The 19,059-nt window shown below is 70.0% G+C and carries 17 protein-coding genes and 2 tRNA genes; 4 read left to right on the top strand and 15 right to left on the bottom strand.

The window, feature by feature from the left end; translation table 11 throughout:
• Window positions 1-2: 2 nt before the first annotated feature.
• The 6 genes from mreD to QJS33_RS04215 form a co-directional block, all read right to left on the bottom strand.
• Window positions 3-575 (bottom strand): rod shape-determining protein MreD, encoded by a 573-nt coding sequence (gene mreD, locus QJS33_RS04240; RefSeq protein WP_306366515.1) that lies wholly within the window; start codon window positions 573-575, stop codon window positions 3-5.
• A 2-nt stretch (window positions 576-577) separates the two neighbouring features.
• Window positions 578-1,480, bottom strand: a complete 903-nt coding sequence (mreC, locus tag QJS33_RS04235; protein WP_306366514.1) for a rod shape-determining protein MreC — start codon at window positions 1,478-1,480, stop codon at window positions 578-580.
• Window positions 1,480-2,514, bottom strand: a complete 1,035-nt coding sequence (locus tag QJS33_RS04230; protein WP_306366513.1) for a rod shape-determining protein — start codon at window positions 2,512-2,514, stop codon at window positions 1,480-1,482. Before QJS33_RS04230 ends, mreC begins: the two co-directional genes overlap by 1 nt.
• 458 nt (window positions 2,515-2,972) lie before the next feature.
• On the bottom strand, window positions 2,973-3,380 hold the full coding sequence (gene ndk / locus QJS33_RS04225; protein ID WP_306366512.1) for a nucleoside-diphosphate kinase: 408 nt from the start codon (window positions 3,378-3,380) through the stop codon (window positions 2,973-2,975).
• Between the two features lie 93 nt (window positions 3,381-3,473).
• Window positions 3,474-3,860 carry a DUF4233 domain-containing protein gene (locus QJS33_RS04220; protein ID WP_306366511.1) on the bottom strand — a complete coding sequence of 129 codons (387 nt, stop codon included), beginning with the start codon at window positions 3,858-3,860 and terminating at the stop codon, window positions 3,474-3,476.
• A gap of 36 nt (window positions 3,861-3,896) precedes the next feature.
• A complete protein-coding gene (locus QJS33_RS04215; RefSeq protein WP_306366510.1) occupies window positions 3,897-5,249 on the bottom strand; it encodes a folylpolyglutamate synthase/dihydrofolate synthase family protein in 1,353 nt (450 codons plus the stop codon).
• Window positions 5,250-5,367: 118 nt separating this feature from the next.
• Between QJS33_RS04215 and QJS33_RS04210 the strand changes: the two genes are divergently transcribed.
• Window positions 5,368-6,615 (top strand): hypothetical protein, encoded by a 1,248-nt coding sequence (locus QJS33_RS04210; RefSeq protein ID WP_306366509.1) that lies wholly within the window; start codon window positions 5,368-5,370, stop codon window positions 6,613-6,615.
• Window positions 6,616-7,007: 392 nt separating this feature from the next.
• Here the strand turns inward: QJS33_RS04210 and QJS33_RS04205 are convergent, their stop codons facing one another.
• The 4 genes from QJS33_RS04205 to QJS33_RS04190 all read right to left on the bottom strand — a co-directional run bounded on the left by QJS33_RS04205 (window position 7,008) and on the right by QJS33_RS04190 (window position 11,706).
• A complete protein-coding gene (locus tag QJS33_RS04205) occupies window positions 7,008-8,012 on the bottom strand; it encodes a sodium:calcium antiporter (RefSeq protein ID WP_306366508.1) in 1,005 nt (334 codons plus the stop codon).
• Between the two features lie 235 nt (window positions 8,013-8,247).
• Window positions 8,248-9,651: an LVIVD repeat-containing protein gene (locus QJS33_RS04200; protein WP_306366507.1), complete on the bottom strand. Its 1,404-nt coding sequence runs from the start codon at window positions 9,649-9,651 to the stop codon at window positions 8,248-8,250.
• Window positions 9,652-9,773: 122 nt separating this feature from the next.
• Window positions 9,774-11,183: an LVIVD repeat-containing protein gene (locus tag QJS33_RS04195; protein ID WP_372339583.1), complete on the bottom strand. Its 1,410-nt coding sequence runs from the start codon at window positions 11,181-11,183 to the stop codon at window positions 9,774-9,776.
• A gap of 232 nt (window positions 11,184-11,415) precedes the next feature.
• Window positions 11,416-11,706 (bottom strand): hypothetical protein, encoded by a 291-nt coding sequence (locus QJS33_RS04190; RefSeq protein WP_306366538.1) that lies wholly within the window; start codon window positions 11,704-11,706, stop codon window positions 11,416-11,418.
• 674 nt (window positions 11,707-12,380) lie between these two features.
• On the opposite strand from QJS33_RS04190, the gene QJS33_RS04180 reads away from it, so the two are divergent.
• Window positions 12,381-13,091: a DUF305 domain-containing protein gene (locus QJS33_RS04180; protein WP_306366505.1), complete on the top strand. Its 711-nt coding sequence runs from the start codon at window positions 12,381-12,383 to the stop codon at window positions 13,089-13,091.
• Between the two features lie 66 nt (window positions 13,092-13,157).
• On the opposite strand, the gene clpX is transcribed toward QJS33_RS04180, so the two are convergent.
• From clpX to QJS33_RS04155, 5 genes are all read right to left on the bottom strand, one after another.
• The gene (clpX, locus tag QJS33_RS04175) at window positions 13,158-14,429 is read right to left on the bottom strand and encodes an ATP-dependent Clp protease ATP-binding subunit ClpX (RefSeq protein WP_306366504.1); all 1,272 of its coding nucleotides are present in this window, start codon (window positions 14,427-14,429) and stop codon (window positions 13,158-13,160) included.
• A gap of 213 nt (window positions 14,430-14,642) precedes the next feature.
• Complete coding sequence (locus QJS33_RS04170; RefSeq protein WP_306366503.1) at window positions 14,643-15,299, bottom strand: ATP-dependent Clp protease proteolytic subunit; 657 nt, start codon at window positions 15,297-15,299, stop codon at window positions 14,643-14,645.
• A gap of 117 nt (window positions 15,300-15,416) precedes the next feature.
• Complete coding sequence (locus tag QJS33_RS04165) at window positions 15,417-16,043, bottom strand: ClpP family protease (protein WP_306366502.1); 627 nt, start codon at window positions 16,041-16,043, stop codon at window positions 15,417-15,419.
• 309 nt (window positions 16,044-16,352) lie between these two features.
• A complete protein-coding gene (tig, locus tag QJS33_RS04160) occupies window positions 16,353-17,816 on the bottom strand; it encodes a trigger factor (RefSeq protein ID WP_306366501.1) in 1,464 nt (487 codons plus the stop codon).
• A 224-nt stretch (window positions 17,817-18,040) separates the two neighbouring features.
• Window positions 18,041-18,115, bottom strand: a tRNA-Pro gene (locus tag QJS33_RS04155).
• Window positions 18,116-18,281: 166 nt separating this feature from the next.
• Between QJS33_RS04155 and QJS33_RS04150 the strand changes: the two genes are divergently transcribed.
• Window positions 18,282-18,352 (top strand) — tRNA-Gly (locus tag QJS33_RS04150).
• A gap of 210 nt (window positions 18,353-18,562) precedes the next feature.
• Entirely contained in the window at window positions 18,563-19,054 is a 492-nt protein-coding gene (locus QJS33_RS04145) for an adenylyltransferase/cytidyltransferase family protein (protein ID WP_306366500.1), read from the top strand.
• Window positions 19,055-19,059 lie beyond the last annotated feature (5 nt).

Below are 19,059 nucleotides of genomic sequence, written 5' to 3'. Positions count from 1 at the left end.
GGTCACCACCCCCGGGGGGACATGGGCCCCTGGACGGTGGCGAACTCGTGGTCCGACAGGGCCTCGCGCAGCCACAGCAGGGGCAGGGTCACCAGCGGGGCCGCCGCCAGGGTGAGCCCGGCGCCGACACCGACGGCGACCGCGATGTCGGACAGGCCGGTGCGCGGGTCGCCCATGAGCACGCCCAGCCCGGCGTAGGCCAGGCCGACGCCGAGCGCGGTGACCAGGACGGTGCCCAGGGCGAACAGGCGCGAGGTGCGGGCGCCCACCCCGCCGGGCGCCCCGGTGTTGCGGTGGATCAGCGACACCAGGTACCCGGCCAGGCACAGGATCAGGGCGTAGCGGCCGATCGCGTGGTCGGCCGGGGGCAGCACGTCCAGGGCCAGGCCGATACCGAACCCCCAGCCCGCGGCGGCCGCGGGTCCGGTGGTCAGGGCCAGGGCGACGACGGCGGCGACCGCCAGGTCGGGACCGGGGCCGCCGTCGGAGAGCGCGCCGAACGGCAGCCGGTTGACGACCACCGCCTGGACGAGCACGACCGCGGCCACCGCGAGCAGGGTCACGGCGGACCTCATGGCTACTTCTCCCTCTCGGGTGCGTCGGGCTTGGGCGGGAGCACGGAGTCCCTGGGGTCCTCGGCGGGACCGGCGACGACGACGCCGACCAGGTCCAGCGAGGCGAAGTCGACCGCGGGTGTCAGCACCGCGATACGGCTGAGCGCCCCCGGGGAGACCTGCACGTCCTCGACGGTGCCGATGGGCACACCCGGGACGAACGGCGCCCCCTCGTGCGAGCCGAGGGTGACCAGCCGGTCCCCGGCCTCCACCGGGGCCTCCATGTCGAACAGCTCCAGGGTGAGGTCGGCCGCGGGCCCGCCGGGCACGGTGCCGCCGGTGACGACGCCGATCTTGCGGGTCGACTCCAGGCGGGCGCCGACCGCCGAGGTGACGTCCGTGGCGAGCAGCACGGTGGCGGTGCGCGGACCGGCCTCGATGACCCGGCCGACCAGCCCCCGGCCGTTGACCACGGTCATGTCGGTGTCGATCCCGGACTCGGTCCCGGCGTCGATGGTGGCGACGTCGGCGTAGCCGCGCGGGGTGGTTCGGGTGACCGCCTGGGCGGGGACGATCTCATAGCCGCCCAGCCCGGACAGGTGCAGAAGTTCGTCGAGGTGCTCGGCGCGGCCCTCGTCGAGGCGGGCGGCGTGCAGCTCCTCCTCCAGTTCGGCGTTGGCCTCTTCGAGTTCGGCGATGCGGTCGGCGGCCCCGGGCGCGCGCCGCACGGTGTCGTAGAGGTCGCCGACCGGCGCGGCCACGTACCCCACGCCCGCGGCGGCGGGGGCGAAGACCAGTTCGCCGCCCGCGCGGGCCGCCGCGGTGACCGGGTCCCGGCCGGGACGCCCGTCCAGGACCAGCAGGACCACCGACAGGACGACGAGCACCGTCAGGGTGAGCCGGGACCTCGGGCTGTCGCGCAGCATCAGCGCCGCCGCTCGGGGACGAGGACCTGGTGGAGGCGTTCGTAGTTCTCCACGCAGGTGCCGGAGCCGATGGCGACCGAGTCCAGGGCGTTGTCCGCGACGTGGATGGGCATCCCGGTCTCGTGCAGGAGGCGCTCGTCCAGGCCGCGCAGCAGGGCGCCGCCGCCGGTGACGGCGATGCCGCGGTCCATGATGTCGCCGGACAGCTCGGGCGGGCACTTGTCGAGGCTGGTGCGGACCGCGTCGATGATGGCGGTGACGGGTTCCTCGACGGCCTGGCGGACGTCGGACTCGGCCATGACGATGGTCTTGGGCAGGCCGCTGATCAGGTCGCGGCCGCGCACCTCGGCGTGCAGTTCCTCGGCCCCGGTCGGGTAGGCCGAGCCGATGGCGAGCTTGAGCTCCTCGGCGGTGCGCTCCCCGATCATCAGGGAGTACTCCTTCTTGACGAAGGTCATGATCGCCTGGTCCAGCTCGTCGCCGCCGACCCGGATGGACTGGGAGGTGACGATGCCGCCCATGGAGATGACGGCGACCTCGGTGGTGCCGCCGCCGATGTCGACGACCATGTTGCCGGTGGGCTCGTGGACGGGGAGCCCGGCGCCGATGGCGGCGGCCATGGGCTCCTCGATGATGTAGACCCGGCGGGCGCCCGCCTGGTATCCGGCCTCCTTGACCGCGCGGTGCTCCACGGAGGTGATACCGCTGGGGACGGCGACGATGATGCGGGGTTTGGCGAAGTGGCGGCGGCGGTGGATCTTCTGGATGAAGTAGCGCAGCATCCGCTCGGTGATCTCGAAGTCGGCGATGACGCCGTCCTTGAGGGGGCGGATGGCGGTGATGTTGGTCGGGGTGCGGCCGATCATCTGTTTGGCCTCGATGCCCACGGCGACGATCTTGCCGGTCGAGGTGTTGAGGGCGACGACCGAGGGTTCGTTCAGGACGATGCCGCGGCCACGCACGTACACGAGCGTGTTGGCGGTCCCCAGGTCGACGGCCATGTCCCGGCCGAGAAAAGCAAGGTTGTTCGGCATGTAACGTCCTCAGAGGCGCCGTGTCGGACGTGGTTGCACGGGGCGACCATACGTAGTCGTTCCGGCACGATAGGTATTCAGTCCCCCGTATCGTAACGGTCGGCACTTACCTGGTTACGCAAACACACCGAATCGTTGTCTTCCCCGGGTCCACGGCGCGCAGACGGAAGGGCGGGGGGACGGCACGGCCCGGCCGCCGGAGGGCGGCGGGGCTCGGGCGGGGCCCTGGACGCTCCGGGGGACGCCTGGGGAGGACGGGGAACGGCCGCCCGTCGAGCGGTCCGCCGAGGACTCCCGCCCCCGACGGAGGGGCCCGGACACGGCGGAGGTTCCGGAAAGGTACAGCGTAGCCGCGAAGCCCCTGCCGTGCGGGGGGTTCGGCGCAATCGCCCCCGGACGGCGCGAAGGGCCGCCCCCGGTGGGGGCGGCCCTTCTGCCACGGGTTCCGGCGACCGGGATCAACCCAGGTCGGGGAAGAACAGCTTGATCTCGCGCTCGGCGGAGTAGGTGGAGTCCGAGCCGTGCACGATGTTCTGCTGCACCTCCAGGGCGAAATCGCCGCGGATGGTGCCCGGGGAGGCGGTGACCGGGTCCGTCGCACCGGCGAGGGCGCGGAACGCCTCGATGGCGCGCTCGCCCTCGACCACCAGCGCCACCAGCGGGCCACCGGTGATGAACTCCACCAGGGAGCCGAAGAACGGCCGCTCGGAGTGCTCCTCGTAGTGGGTCTTGGCGGTGTCGGCGTCGAGCGTGCGCAGTTCCATCGCGACGATCTTCAGGCCCTTGCGCTCGATGCGCGAGATGACCTCGCCGACGATGTTGCGGCGGACGCCGTCCGGCTTGATGAGTACGAGGCTGCGTTCCACGTGCGATTCAACTCCTCACTGGACTCCGCGTGGCGCGAGGGCACGACGCCCACGGCGTCTGTGCACGCGGAAACGTGCGTCACACTATCGCGTTCAGGACTCCGACGAGGCCCCGACGGCGGTCTCGGCCTCCCGGGCGGCCTCGGCCTCGGCCCGCGCCCTGTGGGCGGCCTTCATCTCGTCGGTCCGCCGGCCCAGGATGACACCGGTCACCCACAGGGACACGAAGACCACGGCGACCAGCATGCCCCCCGGGAGCATGAACGAGGTGAACAGGAACGCGGCCTGGAGCGCCCAGGACGCGTAGTGGGCCCAGCGGTACTTCTGGAGCCCGGCGAGCACCAGGGCCGCGACGGCCATGGTGCCCCACAGGCTTCCGGCGAAGACGGGGTCCATACCCGCCAGGGTCACGGCCACGGGGATGAAGAGGCCGATGACGATGACCTCGAAGGCCAGCACGACGGCGCAGACGACACGCACGGTGGGAATTCCCTTCGTAGTGAGAGCGTCGGTCCGCTACTCCCCCGCGCCGCGCAGCAGGTGGACCGCGTCTCCCGCGGTGACCACCGAACCGGTGACGAGCACCCCGGAGCCGCCGAACTCGCCCTCGGCCTCGGCCCGGCCCACGGCCAGGTCGATCGCGTCGTCGAGTCGGGGCGCCAGGTGGACGCGGTCCTCGCCGAAGATCCCCACCGCGATGGCGGCCAGGGACTCCGGGTCGAGGGAACGGGGTGAGGAGTTGCGGGTGACGACGATCTCGTCGAGCAACGGTTCCAAGGGATCCAGGATCCCTTCGACGTCCTTGTCGGCCATGATCGCGACCACGCCCACCAGGCGGGAGAAGCCGAAGGCCTCTTCCACGGCGGCGGCCGTCGCGATCATTCCGGCCGGGTTGTGGGCGGCGTCCGCGATGACGGTGGGGCTGGTGCGCACCACCTCCAGACGCCCGGGGGAATCGACCCCGGCGAGGGCCTCGGCGACGATGGCGGGGTCCAGGCCGGCCGCGTCCTCGCCCGCGGCGGCGAACGCCTCGACCGCGGCCACGGCCACGGCGGCGTTCGATGCCTGGTGGGCGCCGAACATCGGCAGGAAGAGGTCGTCGTAGCTTCCGGTGAGGCCCTTGACGGCGATCTGCTGACCGCCCACCGCGACCTCGCGGCCCAGCACCCCGAACTCCAGGCCCTCGCGGGCCACTCGGGCGCCGACCTCGGACGCGTTGCGCAACAGGACCTCGGCCGCGGCCACCGGCTGTTGGGCGACGACCGCGATGGAGTCGGGCTTGATGATGCCCGCCTTCTCCTCGGCGATGCCCTCGACGGTGTCGGGCAGGTATTCGGTGTGGTCGATACCGATGGGTGTGATCACCGCGACGTCGCCGTCCACCACGTTGGTGGCGTCCCAGCGCCCTCCCATGCCCACCTCGACGACGGCCACGTCGACCGGGGTGTCGGCGAAGACCGCGTAGGCCATCACCGTCAGGATCTCGAAGAACGACAAGGGAGCGTCGTTCATCGCGTCGGCCATCTCGATGTAGGGGCGGATGTCGTCGAAGGTCTCGACGAACCGCTCCTGCGAGACGGGCTCCCCGTCGACGACGATGCGTTCCCGGACGGTGCGCAGGTGCGGGCTGGTGTAGCGGCCCGTGCGCAGGCCCCGGGCGCGCATGAGCGCGTCGATCATGCGGGCGGTGGAGGTCTTGCCGTTGGTGCCCGTGACATGGATGACCCGGAAGTTCCGCTGTGGATCGCCCAAGAGGTCCAGCAGGGTGCGGACGCGGTCCAAGCGGGGGTCGATGTCGGTCTCGGGCGCCCGGGCGAGGATCTGCGCCGTCACTTCGGCGTAGCGCGCGTCGGCGCGGTCCTCACTCACGGCTGCTGAGAGATCGGGGTCGGGGTGTACACACCGCGTCAGTGTACGCGTCCCAGCGGGAGTGTGACCTCCGGGTACGAAGTCCGGACCGTGATATGACCGGGAGCATACTGGGGGCATGCCCGACCTTGACCCTTTCTTCTCCGAGTGGTCCGGCCGCACCGCCGGCTCGACCCGCAGCCTGGAGCGTGCCCGGGAGCTGATGCGCGCCCTGGACCTGGACGGGGACCGGCCGCCGGTGCTGGGGGTGGTGGGTTCCAAGGGCAAGGGGACCACGGCCACCACGGCGGCGGCCGCGCTGTCCTCGGCGGGACTGCGGACCGTGCTGGCCACCGGGCCGAGCTTCCGCTCCTACCGGGAGCGGGTGCGGCTGGACGGGACCTCGGTCACCGGGGAGGTGCTGGACGCCCTGGGCGCGCGGATCGACCGGGCCCGGCGCTCGCTGCCCGCCCCGGCGGAGTCCGGCGGGTACCTGGCGCCGAGCGGCCTGTTCCTCGTCGCCGCCCTGCTGCACGCCCGCGACGCCGGCGCCGACGTGTGCGTGCTGGAGGCCGGGATGGGCGGGTACCGCGACGAACTGCGGCTGATCGGCCCGGAGGTGGTCGCCCTCGGTGCGGTCTTCGCCGAACACATGGGAATTCTCGGGGACACCGTGGCCGAGATCGCCCGGGAGAAGACCCGGGTGGCCGGTGAGCGCACCCGGAGCCTGGTCCGGTTGCCGCAGACCCCGGAGGTCGCCGCCGCCGTGGACGCCGCACTGGCGGAGGCGACCGGGGGCCGGGTGCGGGCCGAGATCGCCGATCCGCAGGCGCCCGGGACGGAACCGCCCGCCCGCCTGCGCCCGCCGGGATTGTCGGCCGCCTCGGGCGTGCTGGGCACGGCCGCGGCCGCCCGGATGCTGGAGTACCTGGGCCGGGGACCGCTGGAACCGGACCGGCTGCACGCGGTGCTGCGCACCCTGCGGCTCCCCGCCCGGCTGTCGCGGCACCCGGTTCCGGGCGCGGACGGCGCCGAGGTCATCGTGGACTCGGCGATCGACCGGGTGGGGGTGGCCACGGCGCTGGCCCACGCGCGCGCCGCCTGGGGCCGGGTGGACCACGTGCTGCTGTGCCTGCCCGACCACAAGGACGTCTCCGGGGCCGTGGCCGTGCTGGGCGACCTGCCGGTCACCATGGTGCGCCTGCCCGAGGCGCACCTGCGGTTCGAGTACGCCCCGCCCGCGCACTGGGGCCGGGTGGACGCCGCCGACCTCTCACCCGCCCGGGTGGCCGCCCTGGGCGACCGGGTGCTGGCCCTGGGCACGGTCTACTTCACCGGCCGGATGACCGAGGTCCTGGACGCGCCCACCGACCGCCTCTTCGACTGACACCCGTGACCGACCACCGCGACGCCGGAGATCGGAAACGGACCCGGGACGTGTCCGGCGGATCATTCCACCCACCCGTCCGCCGCCCCCTCACCGGCCGGATGACCGAGGTTCTGAACGCGCCCACCGACCGCCTCTTCGGCTGACACCCGTGACCGACCACCGCGACGCCGGAGATCGGGAACGGACCCGGGACGTGTCCGGCGGATCATTCCACCCGTCCGCCGCCCGCCGCCGCCCACCCGTAGCCCACCGCCACCCTCAAAGGACGCCTTCGGCCCGGTACCTCCCGCTTACGGACACCTTCGGCGCTATACCTCCGCGGAGCCGCCGGGCAGCCCCCGCATCCGGCGCAAGCGCCGAGCCGCACGAAGGCATCCGCCGAACAGGCCCTAGCCGAGGGAGACCAGCATGGCCACGCCGAGCGCGTAGGCGGCGAACATGGCGATGCCCTCGAAGCCGATCCCGGATTCCTGACGGCGGATCAGCCCCGCCGAGACCAGCAGGTTGAGCACGATGCCCAGGCCGGTGAGCAGTACCACCCGCTCGTCCATCGCGGCGTAGAGGGGACCCTCCCGGTAGGCGACGTCGGAAGCGGACAGGAAGAGCACGTCGAAGCCGTTGCCCCCGATGATGTCGCCGAGCGCCAGGTGCAGTGCCCGGATGCGGACCGCGTAGAGGACCGTCACCAGTTCGGGCAGGGAGGTGACCACACTCGTGACCAGCGCGCCGACCAGTCCGCTCGACACCCCCGTCTGTTCGGCCAGGGAGAGCCCGGCCTCGCCCACGACGTAGCCGGTCGCGGCCACCACCGCGGCGAGCACCGCGAACCGCGTCCACATGCCGCCGAGCGATTCACCGTCCTCGGGGGCCGGGGTCGGCACGTCCGGCCGGGTGTGGCGGGTGTGCTCGACGCGCCACATGGGTTCGGCGCGGACTTTGCGCGACAACCTCAGCCAGTACAGGTAGCAGGCCACGAGCAGCAGTGAGGCCGGGTGGACGCCCAGGATGTCGAGCGGCGGCCCCGCGCCGGCCACCAGCACCACACCGAGCATGATGCACAGCCCGGTCGGGGCGAGGAGGTTGGGCAGTGAGGCGGCGGCGTGCTCCAGGTTCGCGCGCCGGTAGAACATGTCCGCCAGGGCGATGAACACCGTCTGGGCCGCGATTCCCCCGAGGGCGTTGTTCATGGCGAAGGAGGCGTCGCCGTGGGCCGCCCCGATGATGCTGGTGATCAGACCGGGCAGGGAGGTGACCATGCCGATCAGGACGATCCCGGCCAGGGTCTCGCCCATGCCGGTGCGGTCGGCGAGACGGTCGACCAGCCGGGTGAACGGGCCCCCGACCATGACGAGGACCAGCGCCGCGGCCGTGATCGCCGCCACCTCCCAGAGCAACGGACGCCCCCTACCCGGCTCGTGGAAAACCTTCTCCGCGAGGGCTACCCCGTGGCGGGGTTCGCATACGGCGTCCGTGCGAACCCGTCGGGGGCGGCGGCCGGACCGCCTCGGCCCTGCCCTGGGCCGAGGCGGTCGGGGCCCGTCCGGTATCGGTGGACCGGTGGCGGCCGGGTGTGTTCACCCGCCCTGCCGGAACAGGCCCCGCCGTGCCACCGCTGTTCCCGGACGGCGTCTAGCGGCCGGGGCGGTAGCCCTCCTGGTTCTGCGGGTTGAGCTCGTCGAACGTGATGCGCTCGGCCGACCGCAGGCGCGGGTCGGTCACCTTCAGGACGTCGAGCCCCCGGGTGATGTCGTTGGAGTAGATGTAGCCGTTGTAGTAGTACGTGGACCAGGTGTCGTTGTCCAGGACACCCTCCTCGACCCGGGAGTCCATGTCGAAGAAGGCGATCTCCTTCGGCTTCCTCGGGTTGTTGAAGTCCATGACGGACACACCGCCCTGGTACCAGGACTGGACGAAGAAGTCCTGGCCCGGGACCGGGATGAGCGAACCGTTGTGCGCCACGCAGATCTGGTCGCCCTGGTGCCGGTCGATCTTGTAGTAGCTGGCGAAGTCCAGCTCCGGCTCCGCGTCGGTGCCGCCGATGGTGTAGATGGCGTTGGCGCCGCGGTCGCCGCCGATCTCCTCGGTGCAGGTCGGGGCACCGCCGCCGCCCAGCTCGTCGGTGAACAGCACGTTCCGGGCGTCGTTGGTGAACGTCGCCGAGTGCCAGAACGCGAAGTTCGGGTCCTGGACGACCTCGGTGACCACCGGGTTCACGGGGTCGGAGATGTCCATCAGGACGCCGTCGCCCATGCAGGCGCCCGCCGCGATGTCCTTCTCCGCGTAGACGGTGATGTCGTGGCAGCCCTGGGTGGGCAGCAGCAGGTTGTCCTGGTCGTGGTTGCCGCCGTCCGGGAACAGCACCGGCTCGTTGACGATCGCGGCCGAGGCCGGGTCGTCGTGCGGCACCTCGATGATGGAGATCTTGTCGTGCGGCGGCTGACAGTTCGGGAAGTTGGACGAGGGCGAGTACGACGACACGTAGATGAGGTCGCTCTCGCCGTCCTTGCCCGGGACGAGGGTGTTGGTGTGCGAACCGCAGTCGGTGCGCACCGCCGCCACGTACTGCGGGTTCTCCTTGTCCGAGATGTCGAAGATCCGGATGCCCTCGAACCCGTTCGGGTCACTGGTGGGCACGGCCGGAGCACCGCACTCGTCACTGGCCCGGGCGTAGTCGACGGAGAGGTACAGCAGGTCGCCGCTGACCGACACGTCGCCCTGGCCGCCCGGGCACAGGACCTCGGTCAGGACCGTGGTGTTCTCCGGGTCGGAGATGTCGTAGATGACGAAGCCGTCGTAGTTGCCGCCGATGGCGTAGTCGCCGGTGAACGCCAGGTCGGAGTTGACGTTGCGGACGGTGGAGGGCTTGGGCACGTAGGCCACGTGCTCGATGTTGGAGCTGTGGATCGAGTCGGCCGGGGGCGTGTCCGCGTATGCGGTCGCCGGGCCGAGCAGACCCACGAGCAGGGAGGCCGCGGCGGTCGCCGCCAGGGCGACGGAGCGACGCGGGCCTCTCCTGTTGCGTGGTGCGGGCATCGGGACTCCTGTGCACTAGGGGGTGGTCAGGGGGTACGTGAAGGGGCCGCGGCGTGCACGGCCGCGGCCCCTCTCACGTCACCCGCCCCTGCCCCGGAGGGCCGGGGGCGTCTACGGGGCGGTCAGCGGCCGTTGCCCCTTCCCGGGCGGTACTCCGGCTGCGACTGCGGGTTGAACTCGTCCATGTGGACCCGCTCGGCCACACGGAAGCGGGGGTCCTCCAGCTTGATGACGTCCAGGCCCCGGGTGATGTCCGAGGAGTAGACGTAGCCGTTGTAGTAGTAGGCCGACCAGGAGCCGCCGAGCACGAGGCGGTCGTCGTCGATCGGGGCCCGGTCGAAGTAGCCGATCTCCTCCGGGTCGGACGGGTCGTTGAAGTCGATGACGGAGACCCCGCCCTGGTACCAGGACTGGACGAAGAAGTCGCGGCCCGGGACCGGGATGAGCGAACCGTTGTGCGCCACGCAGTTCTCGGTGGCGCTCTGCACACGCGGGATCTTGTAGTAGCCCTCGAAGGACAGCTCCGGGTCGCCCTTCTTGAGGCCGCCGATCGTGTAGATGGCGTTGGCCCCGCGCTCGGAGGCGATGCTCTCCAGGCAGGTCGCGCCGCCACCGCCGCCGAGCTCGTCGGTGAACATCACGGTGGCGCCGTCGTTGGTGAACGTCGCCGAGTGCCAGAACGCGAAGTTGGTGTCCTGGACGAGGTCGGTGACGACCGGGGCGGCCGGGTCGGAGATGTCCATCAGGACGCCGTCGCCCATGCAGGCGCCCGCGGCGATGTCGTTCTCGGGGTAGACGGTGATGTCGTGGCAGCCGCTGGTGTTGCGGTAGCCGCCGTCCGGGAAGAGGACGGGGGTGTCGACGACCTGGGCGGAGGCCGGGTCGTCGAGGGGGACCTCGATGACGGAGATCTTGTCGTGCGGCGGCTGGCAGTTCGGGAAGCTCTCCGACGGGGAGTACGAGGAGACGTAGATGTACTCGTGCTCGCCGTCCTTGCCCGGGACGAGGGTGTTGGTGTGCGAACCGCAGTCGGTGCGCACCGCCGCCACGTACTGCGGGTTCTCCTTGTCCGAGATGTCGAAGATCCGGATGCCCTCGAACCCGTTCGGGTCGCTGGTGGGCACGGCCGGAGCACCGCACTCGTCGCTGGCCCGGGCGTAGTCGACGGAGAAGTACAGCAGGTCACCGCTGACCGACACGTCGCCCTGGCCGCCCGGGCACAGGACCTCGGAGACGACCGTCGGGTCCTCGGGAGCGGAGATGTCGTAGATGACGAACCCGTTGTAGTTGCCGCCGATGGCGTAGTCGCCGGTGAACGCCAGGTCGGAGTTGAAGGCGCTCATCACCTCGGTCTTGGGGACGTTGGCGACGTGCGTGACGTTGGCGCTGGTGTCCGCGTCACTGGAGAACGCCTGGTCGGCGGACGCGGCGGAGGGTGAGAGGAGGGACGCGACGAGGGCGGTGGCCCCGGCGAGGGCGACCACTCCCCTCTTCAGCGTGGATCTCAACGACCGCGGCGGAGAGGTTGGCATGGGGGAGGACGCCATGGGGGCTCCTGTTCGGGTCCGACGCTGAACAGGAAGAAAGTACACACTTCAACATCTATCTGTATAGGGGGGAACAAAAGAAACACGCCGGTTAACACACTGTCCACACGACCCGATCCGGCCACGCGGGGTGCCTAGGTTCTTGCGGAGGCCGATGATGTGCCCGCTCCGGTCGGCGGTCCTCCGGCCCCCGCGTTTCCCCCGGTCGCGATCACCATTACGGCTGCTGCCCATACCCGAAAAAGGACGGTTGCAATTGGGAGTTGAACTCGTCCATAACCACGCCCTGCGCCCGTTCCAGGCGCGGATCGGTGAGCCGGTCGTCGGCGTCGGCACGCTTGCCGACGGGCAGGTCTTTGGTCCACCGGAAGCGGACCCGGCCGGGCTCGGGGATGTCCACCATGCCCCACCGGCGGTGCACCCGGGCGATGTTCAGGCGCCCGCCCCGGGGGACGTCCACCGACATCGGTGACCGGTGCCGCCGGAGCACCGCACCCGTCGCTCTCACACGGGTAGCCGACGGAGAGGTACAGCAGGTCGCCGCCGACCGACACGTCGCCCCGGCCGTCCGGGCACAGGACCGTGGACACCACCCGGGGCCGGCTCGGGTCGGAGATGTCGTGGACGGCGAACCCGTCGTAGTCGCCGCCGATGGCGTGGTCGCCGGTGAACGCCGGGTCGGAGTCGAAGGCGTCCTCCCGGTCCAGCGGCGCGGGCTCGGGCAGCCCGCACCCGGACCACCCCTTCGGCGAAGACGTCCTGTTCCGTGACCGCCGCCGCTCCGGGGAGCGCGGTCGCGGCGGCCGGCGGGACCGCGGCCGTACCGGCACCGACCCGGCGCAGGAGTGCGCGGCACGGACTCCCCCAACACCCGGTCTGCCCGCCCACGACCCACCCCCGACACACAGGGCAACAGATCGCCTACTTTGTGTCGCACCCCCCGGCAGGCCGCGGACCAGGAGAGACACCGCAATGAGCACACAAGGACCAGATCCGACAGACGGGGTGCCCGGGACACACGGAGTGAACAAAACGGTGGAGACACACCCGCAAGGGTGGACAAAGCACCCGGGGAGTGAGTAGAAAGCCCAGCAGAGCGTTCTCCTCCGACCGGGTCCACCGCGCCGGAGGCGGCGCACAGCCCCGGGCCCGTCCCACACCCCCGTTCTTGGAGGACACCCCGTGCGTCGCCTGGTACTCGCGGCAGGAACCGCTCTCGCGCTCCTGGGAGCCTCGGCCTGCACCGGGGAGGACGAGCCGCAGGAGTCGGCGAACGTCATCGCCCCCGGCGCGCCCGGGGAGTCGTCCTCCCCGGCCACCGCCGAGCAGATCGCCGCCCTGGCCGAGGAGCAGGGCCACAACGAGGCCGACGTCGTCTACCTGGTGAAGATGATCGAGCACCACGCCCAGGCCCTGGACATGACCGAGCTGGCCCCCGAGCGTCACCGGCGCGAAGGCATCGGCGGCATCGCCGAGCGGATCAGCGCCGCCCAGGGGCCGGAGATCACCGCCATGGAGAGCTGGCTGGAGACGAACGTCTTCGGCCCGGCCCGGGAGAACCCCGCCCACCAGAACTTCTGCGGGCTGGAGGGGGACGGCGACCACCACGAGGAGGGCGAGGTCCCGACCTGCGATCTCCAGGTGGACCACGAGGACATGCCGGGCATGGTCGCCGAGGAGGACATGGACCGGCTGGAGGCCGCCGACGGCGACGAGTTCGACCGGCTGTTCGTGGAGCTGATGACCGAGCACCACCGGGGCGCGGTGACCATGGCCGAGGAGGTCCTGGAGAACGGCAAGGACCAGACGGTGATGAAGATGGCCAACGACCTCATCGCCGAGCAGAACACCGAGATCGACCGCATGGAGGCCGTCCTCGAAAACGAGGAGTAGCCCGACGCGAAGGACGGCGCCCTCCCGGAGGAGGGCGCCGTCCTTTCACGCGCTGCGGCCGCGGGCTCAGGCGGACTTCTCGCGGCGCTCGGGCTTGGCCTGCGCCCGCGGCACGATCGTGGGATTGACGTTGTCGATCACCGTCTCCCGCGTGATGATCACCCGACCCACATCCTCACGCGAAGGCACCTCGTACATCACCGACAACAACACCTCCTCGATGATCGCCCGCAACCCACGCGCACCCGTCCCCCGAATGATCCCCTGCTCAGCGATCGCCTCCAACGCATCCGGCGTGAACTCCAACCCCACACCGTCCAACTCGAACAACCGCTGATACTGCTTCACCAACGCATTACGCGGCTCCGTCAAAATCCGGATCAACGCCTCCCGATCCAGATCATGCACACTCGTGATCACCGGCAACCGACCGATGAACTCCGGAATCATCCCGAACTTCAACAGATCCTCCGGCATCACCTCACCGAAACCACCCCCGGCGAGCTCCTCCTTCGACCGCAACACCGCATTGAACCCCATCCCCTGCCGCCCCGTACGCGACTCGATGATCTTGTCCAACCCGGCAAAAGCCCCACCACAGATGAACAACACATTCGTCGTATCGATCTGAATGAACTCCTGATGCGGATGCTTCCGCCCACCCTGCGGAGGCACACTCGCCGTCGTCCCCTCCAAGATCTTCAACAACGCCTGCTGCACCCCCTCACCCGACACATCCCGCGTGATCGACGGATTCTCGCTCTTGCGCGCGACCTTGTCCACCTCATCGATGTAGATGATCCCCGTCTCGGCCTTCTTCACGTCGTAATCGGCCGCCTGGATCAACTTCAACAGGATGTTCTCCACATCCTCACCGACATACCCCGCCTCGGTCAGCGCCGTCGCATCCGCGATCGCGAACGGCACGTTCAAGATCCGCGCCAACGTCTGCGCCAACAACGTCTTGCCCGACCCCGTCGGCCCCAACAACAGGATGTTCGACTTCGCGATCTCCACATCCTCACCACCCGGACGCTCCCCCTCCGAGCGCACCCGCTTGTAGTGGTTGTAGACCGCCACCGACAACGCCTTCTTCGCCTGCTCCTGCCCGATCACATACGAATCCAGGAACTCGTAGATCTCCCGCGGCTTGGGCAACGCATCCCAGGAGAGCTCGGTGGAGTCGGCGAGCTCCTCCTCGATGATCTCGTTGCAGAGGTCGATGCACTCATCGCAGATGTAGACGCCGGGGCCGGCGATGAGCTTCTTCACCTGCTTCTGGCTCTTGCCGCAGAACGAGCACTTCAGCAGGTCCCCGCCGTCGCCGATGCGTGCCACCCAGCCACTCCTCGAAACTTAAGGCCGCCGATGCCGCGTGCCGCGGCGGTGCGGGGTCCGAATACCCCGCACCCGTCCGCTCGCGGACGGGCGATCCGTGTGTCGCTCTTTCGCCAGACTAAGCGAAAAACCGGACCGGCTTCACCACCGGGCCCTTCCGGGCGGGTTGGCGGCCGGTCCGGTCGACGCTTTCTCGACCTGTGCCCGCAGGGTCTACTTGTTCAGGGACGCCTTGCGGTACGGGAGCACGAAGTCGATGATGCCGTACTCCTTGGCCTCCTCAGCCGTGAGGATCTTGTCGCGCTCGATGTCCTTGGACACCTGCTCGGGCGTGCGGCCCGTGTGCCGCGCCAGGGTGGTCTCCAGCTGGGTGCGGATCCGGGTGATCTCGTTGGCCTGGATCTCGATGTCGCTGGCCTGACCGTGCATGCCCTCGGTGGCGGGCTGGTGGATCAGGATACGGGCGTTGGGCAGCGCGCCCCGCTTGCCCTTGGTCCCGCCGGCCAGCAGGATCGCCGCGGCGGAGGCGGCCTGGCCGATGCACACCGTCTGGATGTCCGGACGGACGAACTGCATGGTGTCGTAGATCGCCATGAGCGACGTGAACGAACCGCCGGGCGAGTTGATGTACATCTGGATGTCGCGCTCGGAGTCGAGCTGCTCCAGCGTGATGAGCTGCGCCATCAGGTCGTTGGCCGACGTGTCGTCGATCTGCACGCCGACGAAGATGATCCGCTCCTCGAAGAGCTTGTTGTACGGATTCATCTCCTTGACGCCGTAGGACGTCCGCTCCACGTAGGACGGCAGGACGTAGCGGCCCTGGGGAGACATCGGGGCCGTGCCGCCGATAAAGGGGTTGAACTCGGTCATTTCACGCCTTCCACGCTTCCACGCACTACGCCGATCCCGGCACCGCCGGGTCGGGCGAGGTCACCGTGCCGGCCCCGGGTGCTCCGGGCCCCGACGGTTCCGATCACCGACCACTCGCTACCCGCGGTCCCGGGTCACGTCGAGCGTGCCCTCCAGGACCTCGTCGATGAAGCCGTAGTCCTTGGCCTCCTGCGCGGTGAACCAGCGGTCGCGGTCGGCGTCCTTCTCGATCTGCTCGACCGTCTGACCGGTGTGCTCGGAGATCTTCTCGATGAACATCTTCTTCACGTACATCAGCTGGTCCGCGAGGATGCGGATGTCGGAGGCGGTGCCCCCGATGCCGCCGGACGGCTGGTGCATCATGACTCGGGTGTGCGGCAGCGCGTAGCGCTTGCCGGGGGCACCGGCGCACAGGAGCATCTGGCCCATCGAGGCGGCCATGCCGATGCCCACGGTGCGGACGTCGTTGGGGATGTACTGCATCACGTCGTAGATCGCCATGCCCGCGGTCACGGAACCGCCGGGCGAGTTGATGTACAGCGTGATGTCCCGCTGGCGGTCCTCTGCGGACAGCAGCAGGAGCTCGCCCACCAGGCGGTTGGCGATCTCGTCATCGACCTGCTGGCCGAGGAAAACGATTCGCTGGCGCAACAGGCGCTGAGGCGTCTGCTCAAGAAAAGGGGAAAACTGCGTCTCCGACGTACGAGCGTCGAATCGCGGGGACTCATCAAAGATCGGCGGCACTCTCGTCACCTGCTCCGGAATCGAAACGGTTGCGATACAGCGACACTAACGCCGACCGACACCGGGGTTGCACGGATACCGTGCCTGTTCGCTTTGAGCGCAGGGTGACACAAGCCCGGCAGGCCCTGTTCTCCCGACGGCGAACAAGAAGGCGGTCGGGAGCGGGAATAAGGGGCGCTCCGGCGCCGCACGGGACTCCCGGGGAGCCCGCGCCCCGGGGTCCGAGGGCGGCCCCGGGGAAGCGGCGGGCCCCGCCCGACCCGGGAGGGGTCGTGCGGGGCCCGTGAGTGCTCGGCGGGACCGCCGGGACTACTTGGCCTCGTCGGCCTTGGCCGTGTCCTCGGCGTCCTTGTCCTCGGCGTCCTCGGCCTCGGTCGCCTCGGCCGCGGGGGCCTCCTCGACGTCCTCCAGGACCTCCAGGCCCTCGACCGCGGCCTCGGCGGCGGCCTTGGCCGCCTTCTCCTCGGCGGTCTCCTGCTCGATGACGTTGCCGTCCTCGTCGGTGACCTTCGCGGCGGACAGCACCAGGTCCATGGCCTTGCCGCGGACGACCTCGGTGAAGGCGACGCGGATCTGGTTGGACTGCACCAGGTGCTGGGCCAGCTGGTCCGGGCTGACGCCCATGCGCTGGGCCTGCTCGAACACGTACTGGCTGAGCTCGCCCTGGTCGGCGCTCAGGTCCTCCTGGATGGCCAGCTGGTCGAGGATGAACCCGGCCTTGACCGCGGAGCGCGCACCGGTGGTGAGCTCCTCCTCGAACTCCTCCTCGGTCTTCTCCTGCGACTCCAGGTAGGCCTCCTTGGTGAGGCCGCTCTGCGCGAGCTGCTGCTCCAGGCTCTCCCGGCGGCGCTGGATCTCCTCGTCGACGACCGCGTCGGGCAGCGGCAGCTCGATCGACTCGATCAGCTTCTCCAGGGCCTTGTCACGGGCGGAGGACAGCTGCTGGATGCGGCGCACCTCGGTCATCCGCGTGCGCACGTCCTCGCGCAGCTCGGCGATGGTGTCGAACTCGCTGGCCAGCTGGGCGAACTCGTCGTCCAGCTCGGGCAGCTCCTTCACCTTGACGCTGTGCACGGTGACGGTGACGTCCGCCTCCCGGCCCTCGTGCTCGCCGCCCACCAGGGTGGTGGTGAAGGTGGCCTCGGCACCGGCCTCCAGGCCGCGCAGGGTCTCGTCGAGGCCCTCCAGCATGGTGTTGGTACCGACCTCGTAGGAGTAGCCGCTGACGGCGACGTCCTCAAGCTTCTCACCGTCGACGGCGGCGGACAGGTCGATGGAGACGTGGTCCCCGTCCTCGATCGGGCGCTCGGCGCCGACCAGGGTCGAGAAGCGCTCACGCAGGAAGCCGAGCTGCTCGTCGATCTGCTCCTCGGTGACCTCGGCGTTGTCGACGGTCACCTCGATCCCCTTGTAGTCGGAGACCTCGAACTTGGGGCGGATGTCGACCTCGGCCGTGAAGGCGAGCTCGTCGTTGTCCTCCAGCTTGGTGACCTCCACGTCGGGCTGGCCGAGCGCGAAGATCTCCTCCTTCTGGATGGCCTCGTTGTAGAGCTCGGGAACGGCGTGGTTGACCGCTTCGCTGATCACAGCGCCGCGACCGACGTAACGGTCGATCAGTCGCGCCGGCGCCTTGCCCGGGCGGAAGCCCTTGATCCGAACCTGCTTCGCGAGCGACTTGTAGGTCACGTCGAAAGCGTGATCGAGCTCCTCGAAGGGCACCTCGATGGTCAGCTTGACCCGGGTCGGGCTCAGCTCCTCGACAACGGTCTTCACGGGGCGGTACTCCTAGGTTTGCCGGCTGGTGTCCGCGTCGGCCCGCAGGCGCACCACACAACGGCGAATGCACGCGCGCACCCCCGCCCGATCTGACGATCTCCGGCGTCGGGGTGCCCTGCGACGGGCTGGGACTTACAGTTTCCTGCTGATCGCACCAAGTCTAGGGCAGATGCGCAGGGGGCCACCGCGCACGGCCGGAGCCGCCGCAGTGGCCGGTTTCGTCGGGGTGGCGGGATTCGAACCCGCGGCCTCATGCTCCCAAAGCATGCGCGCTAACCAAGCTGCGCCACACCCCGTGCACCTGCTCCCCGAACACCGTGTTCGGTTCCGGGTTCCCGGCACGGACCGAACACGCCGTCCGCACGTTCCACGAAAGGAGTGTGCGACCAACGCTGCGGAGACTGTACTCTTGTCCCCGTCGGCTCAACGAGTCTAGAGGAAACTCGAAGGCTCCGGCGCCACGCGGGCGTAGTTCAATGGTAGAACCCCAGCCTTCCAAGCTGGTCATGCGAGTTCGATTCTCGTCGCCCGCTCCTCACACGGCGGGGGCCGGTGCACCAGCACCGGCCCCCGCTCGCGTGCACCGCGTCCCGCGGACCTGCGTCGGGGTGAACTCCCCCACAGGTCCGAACGTCGTTCGGACCCGGCCGCGGAATACCCGGCCCGACCGGGTACGTTGACCTTTCGGGCGGGGTCGCCGACGAAACCGGACACGGGCACCCCTGTGAGAATCGGGTGACTGGATGACGGACACGGGCACGGGTACGGCACTGAGCACGCGCTGGTTCGCACGACCGGAGGGGCTGGAGCGTCCCGCCGTCGTCACCGGGGTCTTCGACGTCCTGCACGTCGGCCACATCCGTTTCCTCCAGGCCATCGCCGACCGCGGCCTGCCCCTGGTCGTCGGCATCGAGTGCGACGAGCGCGTCCGCGCCTGGAAGGGGCCCGGACGCCCGGTCAACCCCGCCGAGGAGCGTGCCGAGACCATCGCCGCACTGGGCTGTGTGACCGGGTCCTTCATCATCGACGGACCCCCCGGGGTCGCCGACTGGTCGGCCTACGCCGAGGTCCTGCGACCGCTGGCCCCGGCCGCCCTGGCCTTCACCGCCGGGGACCGCTACACCCGGGCCAAGATCCTGGGCGCCGAGGCGCTGGGCGCCCTCGCCTGGGAGCTGCCCTTCACGCCCGGCCGCTCCACCACCGCCGCGCTGGGCAGGCTCGCCCACGCCCTCTGAGCGTC

The sequence above is a fragment of the Nocardiopsis sp. CC223A genome (genome assembly GCF_030766825.1).
GTDB lineage: Bacteria > Actinomycetota > Actinomycetes > Streptosporangiales > Streptosporangiaceae > Nocardiopsis.
Note: the sequence above shows the minus strand (reverse complement) of the source record. Positions and strands in the feature narration are given on the sequence as shown.